Annotated in this window: 11 protein-coding genes and 1 pseudogene; 5 read left to right on the plus strand and 7 right to left on the minus strand. The window is 70.0% G+C overall.

Annotation, left to right across the window (positions count from 1 at the left end):
* Positions 1 to 195: 195 nt before the first annotated feature.
* Positions 196 to 555, plus strand: a pseudogene (locus tag AC1UKG_RS17090) (ECF transporter S component); the annotation flags it as partial.
* 234 nt (positions 556 to 789) lie between these two features.
* On the opposite strand, the gene AC1UKG_RS17095 reads toward AC1UKG_RS17090, so the two are convergent.
* From AC1UKG_RS17095 to AC1UKG_RS17105, 3 genes are read right to left on the minus strand one after another with little or no spacing between them, the layout of a single operon-like run.
* The gene (locus AC1UKG_RS17095) at positions 790 to 3237 is read right to left on the minus strand and encodes an FtsX-like permease family protein (RefSeq protein ID WP_018814655.1); all 2448 of its coding nucleotides are present in this window, start codon (positions 3235 to 3237) and stop codon (positions 790 to 792) included.
* On the minus strand, positions 3234 to 3956 hold the full coding sequence (locus AC1UKG_RS17100) for an ABC transporter ATP-binding protein (protein WP_018814656.1): 723 nt from the start codon (positions 3954 to 3956) through the stop codon (positions 3234 to 3236). The genes AC1UKG_RS17095 and AC1UKG_RS17100 overlap by 4 nt, the downstream gene beginning before the upstream one ends.
* A complete protein-coding gene (locus AC1UKG_RS17105; protein ID WP_018814657.1) occupies positions 3953 to 4552 on the minus strand; it encodes a PadR family transcriptional regulator in 600 nt (199 codons plus the stop codon). The genes AC1UKG_RS17100 and AC1UKG_RS17105 overlap by 4 nt, the downstream gene beginning before the upstream one ends.
* 177 nt (positions 4553 to 4729) lie before the next feature.
* Here AC1UKG_RS17105 and AC1UKG_RS17110 point away from each other — a divergent pair, with 177 nt between their 5' ends.
* Positions 4730 to 5137, plus strand: coding sequence for a RidA family protein (locus AC1UKG_RS17110; protein ID WP_018745667.1), 408 nt, complete (start codon positions 4730 to 4732; stop codon positions 5135 to 5137).
* On the opposite strand, the gene AC1UKG_RS17115 is transcribed toward AC1UKG_RS17110, so the two are convergent.
* Positions 5138 to 5530, minus strand: a complete 393-nt coding sequence (locus tag AC1UKG_RS17115) for a winged helix-turn-helix transcriptional regulator (RefSeq protein ID WP_018745668.1) — start codon at positions 5528 to 5530, stop codon at positions 5138 to 5140.
* Positions 5531 to 5894: 364 nt separating this feature from the next.
* Here AC1UKG_RS17115 and AC1UKG_RS17120 point away from each other — a divergent pair, with 364 nt between their 5' ends.
* The gene (locus tag AC1UKG_RS17120; protein WP_482642425.1) at positions 5895 to 6728 is read left to right on the plus strand and encodes an alpha/beta fold hydrolase; all 834 of its coding nucleotides are present in this window, start codon (positions 5895 to 5897) and stop codon (positions 6726 to 6728) included.
* An 81-nt stretch (positions 6729 to 6809) separates the two neighbouring features.
* The gene (locus AC1UKG_RS17125) at positions 6810 to 7280 is read left to right on the plus strand and encodes a Dps family protein (protein WP_482642861.1); all 471 of its coding nucleotides are present in this window, start codon (positions 6810 to 6812) and stop codon (positions 7278 to 7280) included.
* 20 nt (positions 7281 to 7300) lie between these two features.
* Here the strand turns inward: AC1UKG_RS17125 and AC1UKG_RS17130 are convergent, their stop codons facing one another.
* The 3 genes from AC1UKG_RS17130 to AC1UKG_RS17140 form a co-directional block, all read right to left on the minus strand.
* The gene (locus tag AC1UKG_RS17130; protein WP_018745863.1) at positions 7301 to 8440 is read right to left on the minus strand and encodes a DUF6596 domain-containing protein; all 1140 of its coding nucleotides are present in this window, start codon (positions 8438 to 8440) and stop codon (positions 7301 to 7303) included.
* Positions 8437 to 8847: a YciI family protein gene (locus tag AC1UKG_RS17135; RefSeq protein ID WP_482642894.1), complete on the minus strand. Its 411-nt coding sequence runs from the start codon at positions 8845 to 8847 to the stop codon at positions 8437 to 8439. Before AC1UKG_RS17135 ends, AC1UKG_RS17130 begins: the two co-directional genes overlap by 4 nt.
* 156 nt (positions 8848 to 9003) lie before the next feature.
* The gene (locus tag AC1UKG_RS17140) at positions 9004 to 10416 is read right to left on the minus strand and encodes an alpha/beta hydrolase (protein ID WP_018815394.1); all 1413 of its coding nucleotides are present in this window, start codon (positions 10414 to 10416) and stop codon (positions 9004 to 9006) included.
* A 241-nt stretch (positions 10417 to 10657) separates the two neighbouring features.
* On the opposite strand from AC1UKG_RS17140, the gene AC1UKG_RS17145 reads away from it, so the two are divergent.
* Positions 10658 to 11416, plus strand: coding sequence for an SAM-dependent methyltransferase (locus AC1UKG_RS17145; RefSeq protein ID WP_026271735.1), 759 nt, complete (start codon positions 10658 to 10660; stop codon positions 11414 to 11416).
* Positions 11417 to 11463 lie beyond the last annotated feature (47 nt).

Here is an 11463-nt window from a genome sequence, read left to right on the forward strand (position 1 = left end):
ACCGCCGTGGTGCTGGTGCTCGCGTCGGTCGCCGCACTGGCCACCTTCACCTGGCCACTCTTCGTCCCGGTGCAACCGGAGAACACCGCCCGCGCCGGCGAGGCGCCGCTGGTCTTCGTCGTCATGTTGCCGGTGCTGGTGGCGTTGGTGCTGGCGGAACTCACCTCCGGTGGGATCGACAGCAAGGCCCTGGCGATGCTCGGGGTGCTCGCCGCGGTCAACGCCGCGCTGCGCCCGCTCGGTGCCGGTACCGCCGGGATCGAGACCGTGTTCTTCCTGCTGGTCCTCGCCGGCCGGGTTTTCGGACCGGGGTTCGGCTTCCTGCTCGGCTCCACGTCGCTGTTCGCCTCCGCGTTGCTCACCGCCGGGGTCGGCCCCTGGCTGCCGTTCCAGATGCTCGCCGCCTCCTGGGTGGGGCTCGGCGCCGGCCTGCTTCCCCACCGGCCCCGCGGTCGCGCCGAGGTCGCTCTGCTGGCCGGGTACGGCGCGCTCGCGGCCTACGGCTACGGGCTGCTGATGAACCTCTGGTTCTGGCCGTTCAGCGCCGGCGCGGAGACCCAACTCTCCTACGTGGCCGGCGCGCCGGTCCTGGAGAACCTGCACCGCTTCGTCATCTTCACCGCGGTGACCTCCACCTTCGGCTGGGACACCGGACGGGCGATCACCACCGCCGTGCTGATCGCCCTCGCCGGCCCGGCGGTGCTCGCCGCGCTGCGCCGCGCCGCCCGCAAGGCCGCCTTCGGTGTTCCGGTGACCTTCGCCGCCCCCGAGCCGGGACCGCCGGCGTCGCTACCGACCTCGCTCCTGCCTGCGCAGGCGGGGAAGCCCGCCACGGGCCAGCCCGCGGGCCACGACGATCGCCAGCACGGGTGGGACCAGCACCACCGCCAGCAGGGCGGGCCAGGGTACGTACCAGCGCAGCTCGACGTGCCAGCCGAGGTAGGCCGCCGCCGTCGGGATGCCGGAGATCAGGCCGAGCAGGGTTCCGGCACCGACGATGAACCCGGCCTGGGCCGCGGCGATGCGTCGGCGGGTACGCCCGGTGGCGCCGACCGCCGCCATGGTGGCTAGGTCGGGGCGGAGTTCGGTCGCCGCCAGCCCGACCGCCACGGTGCTGGCGACCAGGGTGACCAGGACGCTCACCCCGGCCAGCAGGTAGAACATGGTGGTGCTGCGGCGGGTGTCCGAGCCGAGCTCGACGGCCGCGACGGTGGCCGGCGAGTGCGACCTACCGGCAGCGAGCTGCGCCTGCAGCAGCACCGCGTTCGCCCGGTCCAGCTCCGCATCGGTGGGTGTGCGGCTCGGGTCGATGACCACCTGCCGGGGCTCGGTGTCCAGCCCGAGGCGCTGCGCGGTCGCGGGTGAGACCACCAGGCCGGGAAGCTTGGCGAAGTACTCCTGCCGGGCGGCCACGACGACCGGCAGCGAGGTGGGCGCCGCCGAGCTGGGCTCCGTCCCGCCGGGCAGCAGGGTGGCGTGACCGCTCTCCGCCAGGGCGTCGTTGAAGACCACCGCGTCTCCCTGATCCAGGGCAGCCACCTCGGCGGTGGTGGCGGCCCGGCCGGTCACCAGCCGTACGACCTCCGCCCCGCCGACGGCGATGTCGCGCTGCTCATGGGCGCGAAGGACGGTGGGATCGGTGGTGCTGTCGGCCAGGTCCCGGAACACGGTGGGATAGAAGTTACTGACTGTCCGCAGTGGCACGACGGCGCGGGCCGGCAGGGGCGCGGCCAGCCGCGCCAACCCGGCTGACCCCAGCAGGTCGGCGAGCTCCGCTGGCACCAGGACCTGACCGGTCCGCGCCTCCACCCGGGAGGGGGTGGCGACTCCACGGGCCCCGCCGGCCAGCGCGAGCACGACGCTACCGGCGACGGTGGCGAGCACCGCGGCCATCGCCGCGGCGGTGCGGAGCCGATGCCGTACGGCGTGGCGCAGCGCCAACCGGACCGGCATGGGCAACACCCGTGCCAGGGGCGCGCTCACCCGTACCAGCGCGGGTGAGCACATGACAACGCCGAGCAGCAGGGCGACACCGCCGGCGGCGAGCACGGCCGGTTGACCCTCCGGGTTGGCGGAGCCCAGCAACGCGACGGTGGCGACAGCGATCAGCCCCACGCCGGCCACCAGCGCGACCTGGTCCAGCCGGGACTGGTCCCGCTGGCCGCCCAGGGCACCGCGCAGGGGTCGCCCCCGGAGGGCGCGCGCCGGCAGCACCGCCGCCAGGACCGCCAACAGCAGGGTGACCACCGCGGCCCCCGCCACCCGCCCAGCGGGGATCGACACCTCGGTCAACGGGTGGTCGGCGATGCGCTCGATGAGCGGGCCGGCCAGGGCGAAGGTCGCCAGCCCCAGGAGCGCCCCGGCGGTCGCGGAGATGGCACCGAGCAGCATTCCACCGGCGACGACCACCTTGCGGACCTGCGCAGCGGTGGCACCGGCGGCGGCCACCAACGCCAACTCCCGACGTTGCCGGGCGGCGCCGACGGTGAATGCCGCACCGACCAGGAGCACGACCTGGGTGCCGGCGAAGCTGACCACGAGCACCGTCGCCGCCGCCTCGATCCGACTTTCCGCGGCGCTGGGGGCACTCCGTTCCTGATACGAGCTGCGCTCCGGCGGCGACCACCCGCTGCTGGGCGGCAACTGCACCATCAGCTTGCCGCCCGCCGCGGAGAGCGGGGCGTCATGGGGCACGAGCAGCCCGGCGGCGCGCAACGACCGGCTCCAGTCGATCAGCCCGACCACGGTGAGCTCCCGCTGCGGCATCCCGGCGGTCAGCCGGCTGCCCAACTCCAGGCCCAGCTCCTCGGCCATCGACCGGGTCAGCGCCACCTCGGCCGACCCGGCGGGGGCCCGGCCGGACCGGAGCACATACCGACCCTGGTTCAGCGGGTGCTCCGGGTCGGTCGCCTCGTAAACCGACACGCGCAGGTCGTCCGGGCCGCGGACCACCGTGCGGGCCTGCGTCAGCCCGAGGATGCGGCTGCCCGACGGCAGGGTGGCCACGATCGGGCTGTCGGAGTCAACGATCAGATCGGCCTGGCCAAACGTGAAGGTGGCGTTCTGCGCCGAGGTGCCGCTGAGGTTGCTCCAACTCGCCAGCAGGACGGTGCCGGCGTACGCGGGGACGAAGAGCATCAGCAATATCAGCGCGCTCCGGGCCCGATGGCGCAGCGCGGAGCGGCGGGTGATGCGCAGCGCGACCCGCCACGAACCGACCCGGCCGGCGGCGCTCACGACGGCTCCGCCAGCAGCCGCCGGGCGTCGTCACGCTCCGGGGTGGCGTCCACCAGCCGCCCGTCTCGAAGAAAGACCGTACGGTCGGCCCAACCGGCGTACCGCGCCTCGTGTGTGACCAGCACACCCGCCGCCCCGGCATCGATTCGCGCCCGCAGGACCTGCAACACCGCGAGACTGGTCCGCGAGTCGAGGGCACCGGTCGGCTCGTCCGCCAGCACCAACCGGCGCTCGCCGACCAGTGCGCGGGCGATCGCCACCCGCTGCTGCTGCCCACCCGAGAGCTGATCGGGAAACCGGTCGGCGACCTCGGGCAGGCCCACTTCGTCCAGCGCGGTGACAGCTGCCGCGCGCGCCGCCCGCGCACTGCTGCCGCCGAGCTCCAGTGGCAGGGCGACGTTCTCTGCCGCGGTCAGGTCGGTCACCAGGTTGAAGTCCTGGAACACGTAGCCGATGCGGTCTCGGCGTAGGTGGGCCACCGCCGTCGAGTCGAGCCCGCCGAGCCCAACCCCCGCCACCTCCACCGACCCGGAGGTGGGCACCTCCAGACCACCGGCGATGGAGAGCAGGGTGGACTTCCCCGAACCGGACGGCCCCATCACCGCGACCAGTTCACCGGCCCGAACGGTCAGGCTGACCCCGGCCAACGCCCAGACCGAGCCCTCGCCGGCCCGGTAGACCCGTTCCACCTCGGACAGCCGCAACACCACGCCGCTCACCGCCGGACCCGCCCCGACTCAGCAGCATCCGCTGGGATCGACGCCGGCGCGGAGGCGGGCACGGCTCGGGCGTATCGCCGCCGCAGCACCGCCGCCTCCACATGATCCAGCCACCGGAGCTCGCCTTCCAGGGCGAAAATCAAGTGGTCGAGGAAGAGCGACCAGGTGAGATCAACATCCTCGTTGGCCTGTCGGCGTAGGTCGGTGTAGTCCCGCATCTGTCGCATCGACTCGGTGCGCTGCTGCTGCACCACGACCGTGATGTCCACGCTCGGATCCTGCGCGGCCATCGCCAACTTGATCGCCAACTCGTTGCGGGGGCGCTCCGTCTCGGTGACCGGGGTGAGGTACCAGTCGGCGAGAGCCGCCCGCCCCGCGTCGGTGAGCGCGTACAGCTCTCGCCCCTCGGCGTCCGTGCCCTCGGTGGCGACGAGGCCGTCCCGGACCAGGCGGTCCAGGGTGGTGTAGATCTGACCGACGTTCACCGCCCAACTGCCACCGGTACGCGTGTCCAGCTCTGTTCGGAGCTGGTACCCGTATTTCGGACCGTCCACGAAGAGGGCCAGCAGCCCCCACCGCACCGCGTTTCGCTGCATGAGCGGGAACTTACCAGGTAACTACTTACCAAGTAACTCCCTCCTGGAGTCGGATGCGGCTCGGCTAACTGGTTACCGAAAGGTTCTTGGGGTTCGGAAAAGTGCCTTCTTCCCTGCACACGCCCGGTTTCATATGGTGTTCTAGTAACTGAAAGAGAGCGAAAGGAGGCGGTCATCATGGCCGTAACCCTGGTCAACCCGAGCGGACTTCCCGTGGTCGACGTGTACCGGCAGGTGTCGGTGGCGACCGGTTCCAAGCTGGTTCACGTCGCTGGGCAGGTCGCCTGGGACGCGGACGGAAATACGATCGGCGAAGGCGACCTGGCCGCCCAGGTCGAGCAGTGCTACCTCAACGTCGGCACCGCACTGGCTGGCGTCGGGGCGTCCTTCGCCGACGTGGTGAAGCTGACCGTGCATGTCGTCGACTGGACCCCGGAGCGGATGCCGGAGCTGCTCGAGGGCATCCGGCGGGCGTCGGCCAAGTTGGGCACCACGCCCATCGCTCCGGCCTCACTGTTCGGGGCCGCGGCGTTGGATATTCCCGAACACCTGGTCGAGGTTGAGGCGACCGCCGTCCTCGACTGATCACCCCTGCGAGGTGTCGAAGCGACGCCGCGACGACTCGATGTGGCTGAAGTAGCGCTGAGTCCAGCCACACATGCCGTCGACGACGCTACGTAGCGCCTCACCCGCCCCGGTAAGGGTGTACTCGACCCGGGGCGGGATAGTGGGATACACGGTGCGCTCGACCAGGCCGTTGCGTTCCAGCATCCGCAGGTTCTGGGTGAGCATCTTGTGGCTGATGCCGCCAACCTCGTCGCGTAGTTCACCGAAACGCATGGTGCGTTGTCCGAGGAACTCGATGATCAGAAATGCCCACTTGTTGGCCACGTCGGAGAAGATCTCTCGTGCCAGCGAGTCCGCACGCGCCAGATCGGCGTCTGGCAGCAGTCCGCTCGCCTCGCTTCTGTCACCCATCCGCTCACTCTCTATCAGATCCTCAGTAACTACAAGAGAGCAGCGACGAGACGGGGACAAGGACCGTCAACGCAGCACCCCGCCGCACGGACGACGGCACACCCACGACGCGGACGCCGCGACTGCAGTAGCGCCGGTCGGCGGCGATCAGCACGTACCCGTGAAACGCCTCGTCAGTTGACGGCGGCGAGATGGACGGCCCGAAGCTCCCGCCAGCAGGCAGAGCTCCCCGCGGTTTGGTCGTATGACGCTCGTCACTGCGGGTTTATCAAAGAAAACCTGGCGCCGAGAACGTTCGTTCTCTAACGTACTACCCAACGCAAGTGAGAACGAACGTTCTCACCCTTGGTTTGGGAGGCCCGTCATGCCGTACATCACCGTGGGAACCGAGAACAGCACCAACATCGACCTGTACTACGAGGACCACGGTCAGGGACAGCCGGTGGTCCTCATCCACGGCTACCCCCTGGACGGGCACTCCTGGGAGAAGCAGTCCGCGGCCCTACTCAAGGCCGGCTACCGGGTGATCACCTACGACCGGCGGGGCTTCGGCCAGTCCAGCCAACCCACCATCGGCTACGACTACGACACCTTCGCCGCCGACCTGAACACCGTCCTGGAAACCCTCGACCTCACGAATGTGGTCCTGGTCGGCTTCTCCATGGGCAGCGGCGAGGTCGCCCGCTACCTCGGCCGCTACGGCTCCGCCCGGGTTGCCAAGGCCGCCTTCCTGGCCTCACTGCAACCATTCCTGCTACAGACCGACGACAACCCCACCGGCGTGCCCCAGGACGTCTTCGACGGCATCTCCGCCGCCGTCACCGCCGACCGCTACGCCTACTTCACCGACTTCTACCGCAACTTCTTCAACACCGACGACACCCTCGGCACCCGCCTGTCCGAAGAAGCCCTGCGCAACAGCTGGAACATCGCCACCGGCGCGTCCTGGTACGCCTCCGCCGCCGCCGTACCCACCTGGATCACCGACTTCCGCGCCGACGTCCCCAAGATCGACGTACCCGCCCTGATCCTGCACGGCACCGCCGACAACATCCTGCCCATCGATGCCACCGCCCGCGAGTTCCACAAGCAGCTACCCGACGCCGACTACGTCGAAATCACCAACGCACCCCACGGCCTGCTCTGGACCCACGCCGACGACGTCAACCAGGCCCTCCTGACCTTCCTCGCCAAGTAACCCCGCCGAGCGAAGCGCACCCGATCGGCGCTGACTCCACTCTCGAGCTCCACCCCGACAACGCTGAAAAGAGATCCCCCGATGTCCACGACCACCGCCCCCACCGTGCAGCCCACACCCACTCCCGGCACTGTCGGCGTCATCCTGCGGCAGACCCTCATCGACCTTCTCGATCTCGCCCTTCAGGCCAAACAAGCCCACTGGAACGTCACCGGGCCTCGATTCCTGCCCCTACACCAGCAACTCGACGCCCTCGCCACCACCACACGTGAACACGCCGACACCATCGCCGAACGCGCCGCCGCCATCGGCGCACCACCCGACGGACGCGCCACCACCATCGCCGCCACCAGCCGGCTACCTCAGTTGGATGCCGGCGTGCTACCGGACGCCACCGTCATCGACAAGATCGACGACCTCCTCACCACCACCGCCACCGGAATCCGCCAGGCAATCGAGGTCACCGCCGACGACCCCATCACCCAGGACCTGCTCATCACCGCCGGCCACACCATCGAACACCAAGCCTGGCTCCTACGCTCCCAGCGATAACACGTCGACCGCTCCGATGGTCACGGCCGGTCGTTGAGTCGGGCAGCCTGTCGCGTGAGGTGGTCACGCTCGGCGAGGCTCGGCGCCGAGCGGGCAGCCTCGGCATAGAGCCGGGCCGCGGTTACCGGGTCGCCCGCCCGCTCGTGCAGGTACGCCGCGGCGGCGGTGTGCCGGGGCAGGGCGGGGTCAAGCCCCGCCAGGGCGGCCAGGCCGGCCTTCGGGCCGTCGGCCTCCCCGAGCGCGACCGCCCGATTGAGCCGGGCCACCGGGCTGTCGGTGAGGCGCACCAGCTCGTCGTACCACTCGACGATCTGCCTCCAGTCGGTCTCGTCGACCGTCCGGGCGTCGGCGTGCAGGGCGGCGATGGCGGCCTGGGCCTGGAACTCTCCCAGCCGGTCGCGGGCGAGGGCGTTCTGGAGCACCTCGACCCCCTCGGCGATCAGGTGGTGGTCCCACCGGCCGCGGTCCTGCTCGGCGAGGGGCACGATCCGGCCGTCCGAGCTGGTGCGCGCCGGACGCCGCGCGTGGTGCAGCAGCATCAGCGCCAGCAGGCCCGCGACCTCCTCGTGGTCAATCTGGACGGCTAGTTGACGAGTGAGCCGGATCGCCTCGGCGGCCAGGTCGACATCCCCGGAGTAGCCCTCATTGAAAACCAGGTAGAGCACGCGCAACACCGTGGCGACATCACCAGGCTGGTTGAGGCGGACACCCGAGACCACCCGCTTGGCCCGGCTGATCCGCTGGGACATGGTCGCCTCCGGCACGAGGTAGGCCCGCGCGATCTGACGTGTGGTCAGGCCGCCGACCGCGCGCAGCGTGAGCGCGACGGACGAGGCCGGTGTCAGAGCGGGGTGCGCGCAGAGGAAGTACAGCTGCAGCGTGTCGTCCACCACCTCGGCCGGCCCGGGAACCGGCTCGCCCTCGACGCGTACCTCGCGCCGCCGCCGGGAGGTGTCGGCGCGGGCGGCATCGAGGAACTTGCGCCAGGCCACCGTGATCAACCAACCCCGGAGCTCCTGCGGCGGGCTCTCCGGCCCCCCACGCACCGCCTCGACCAGGGCGTCCTGCACGGCATCCTCGGCCGCCGCGAAATCCGCCCCGCGCCGGACGAGGACACCGATCACCGCTGGTACGAGGTCCCGCAGCAGCTCCCCGTTCACTCCGGCACAGCCGCCGGAACGCCGTAGAACGGTCGGACCTCCAGCCATTCGTGGATTGGCCTACCGCCCGGCCCGGGCGCCGCCGACAGCTTCCCCGCCAGCTCCACCGCACGGTCCCACGAATCGACGTCGATGACGTACCACCCGGCGATCAGGTCCTTGGTCTCGACGAACGGCCCGTCGGTCACCGGTGGCCGCCCCTCGCCGTCGTACCGCACGAAGGCGCCGTCCGGCGACAGTGCCTGGGCGTCGACGAGTTCGCCCGTCTCCTCCAGCCGCGCTCCGAAGTCGTGCATGAACCGCATGTGCGCGTCGACCTCATCCGGCGCCCACTGGTCCATCGGCGCCCGGTCCACAGCGGGCTTCGGACCACCCCGGTAGTGCTTGAGCAGCAGATACTTGGCCACCAGCTTCTCCTGACGAGGCGATATCTCCGGCGGTAGCTCCACGCGGGAGCGGGCAGACTCCACGCCCCCGCGCGGACACTACTGCGAACTCAGCGATCAGGTCGCCTGCCGCCCCGGGACCGGCAGCGTCTTCTTGCCGGCCCGCCGACGGAGGGGTCAGGCCGCCGCGCATCGCGTACCGGGGGCGGGCAGCGTCAGGTCCACGAGGTAGCGGTCCACCACGGCCTTCGTGCAGTCGGTGCGCTTGTAGGTGCCGTGGCCCCAACCCTCGTACGTCACCAGACGGCCGTGCCGGCCAAGGTGCTGGGCGACGTTGGTGGCCCAGTTGTAGCCGGTACGGGGGTCGTGCAGGGCGTTGAGCAACAACAGCGGAGTGCGGGTCCGCACCTGCGGTACGTGCGGGGGGTTCCGGACCGGCGACGACCAGCCGAGGCAGGTCTGCACCGCCAGCAGCCCGCCACCGTACCGGATGTCCGGCCCAGCGGCCGCGGCCACCCGGACCAGGCCGGCGTACTCGGTGTAGTCGCGGACCGGGACGGGCCGGTCGGCGCAGAAGGCGGCAGCGGAGAGGGAAAGATCCAGCTCGGGGGGCGGGGTGCCGCCCTCCATGTCACGCACGGCGACCGCCAGGTCCGACCAGTCCGGGCCGGCAAGCAGCCCGAGCGCCACGGCGGTGACGTCGAAGGCGGTACGCGGGGCGTACTCACCCCGATCCGCGCGGGCCAGCACCTCGGCCCAGACCGCCCGCACGTCCCGACCGCGCAGGACGCACTCGGTGGACCGGTCACACCAGGAGACGAACTCGTCGAACGAGTCCTGCAGGGTGGCGGCCTGCGTCCGCACGAAGGGGCGCACGCCGAGGCTGTGGTCGAACACGCCCTCCAGCACGACGGCTCGCACCCGGTGCGGGTACCGCTCGGCGTACTGCTGGCCGAGCAGGGTGCCGTAGGAACTGCCGTGGAAGGAGATCTGTCGCTCGCCCAGCGCTCGCCGCAACGCCTCCAGATCGCGCACCGTGCTGAGCGTGTCGGCGTGGTCAAAGACCGGAGTGGTCGGCCGGCACCGCTCCCAGAACGCCTGGTTGTAGGCCACCATGGCATCGAAGTCGGCCTGGCTGCCCAGCGGGACCGGCGGCTTGGGCAGGCTCGGATCCGCGGTGCAGTCCGGCTCGGCGCTGCGCTTCACCGTACGCGGGTCGAAGCTGACCACGTCGAACCGGTCGAGCAACTCGTCGCTGAACCGATTCCCCTCGAGAATACGTTGCACTCCGGAGTCTCCCGGGCCGCCCGGCCCGAACACCAGCGTGCCCACCCGTTGCGGCGACTCCCGCGCGGGCCGACGCGCCACGGAAAGCTCGAACGTCGGGCCGTGCGGTCGGGCCCAGTCCACCGGCAGCCGGAGCAGGGCGCACTCCACCTCGTCGTCGAGGGCGACCAGGGCCGAGTCGTCGCGGCATTCGCCCCAGGCGAGGGTGGGCGGCGCGGGGGCAGGGTCGGCGCGGGCCAGTGCGGGTGATCCGGCGAGAACGGCCAGGGCGACGACCCCGATGGTCAGCGTACGCACGGGCATGAATCCTCCAGACGGTTGACCGTCCACCCACCCTCCGCCCGCACCCAGCTCCGAAGCATCGGGTGAATACCCGGATGGCACCCGGATCTCGGTCGCCGAACGTCGGAAACCCGATAGCGACAAAGCCCACGGCAAATGTCACGCACAGTCACTTGTGGATGAGGGGTGCATCAAATATCCTCCTACCCAACCAGATCGAGCTGGTTGACTGGACTGCTTTCCCATTAACAGGAAGTTCGTCATGACAGATGCCATCGTGCAACAAGCGCAGGTCCCAAATACTGGACGAATCATCGATTATTGGCGCGGCGGAGCACACCACCTTCCGGCGGACGCGGAGGCGGCCAAGGCATTCTGCGCTCTGTACCCAGGATTTCCACAGGTCTACCAAACGTTGCAGGAGTTCATCGGGCGCGCCGTCCAGGCGATCGCGGAACAGGGAGTCAATCAGTTCCTGCTTCTCGGTGCCGGCATTCCGACACAGGGCAACGTGCATGAGATCCTTCCTGAGGCTCGCGTTCTCTACACCGACATCGACGCCATCAACATCGCTTTGGGCAACGAGATTCTCGCCACCACGCCGGGGGTGGGATACGCCTACTGCGATGCGACAGATCTCGGCACCCTCGATCAGGAAACGATGGAGCGGGTCCTCGACCCCACCGCACCTATCGGCATAGTGATGACCGGGATAACCGTGTCACTCGACGATGACGCCGCCCAGAAGGCACTTTCCCACATCTTTGACTGGGCATCCCGGGGCAGCTACCTGGCAGTGGATTTCGACGGCGAGGCCCTGGCCACCTTCCCGGTCATCAAGGAGAGAATTCTCGACCAGGCCGACAAGCCACTACACCTACGCGGTCCACACCAGATCCATCCGCTGCTCGGGCGCTGGCGGGTGACCGGCGACGGAGTCGGGCCGGTTGACACCTGGCGCAATCCGGGACCACAGCCAGACAAGGTCTTCATGTACGGCTGTGTGGCCCACAAACCGTGAGGCGGTGGCTCCCGAACATCGTCCCCTCCGGCACGTCGGCACCCCCG

This window comes from Salinispora sp. CH2A1_6 (assembly GCF_056820975.1).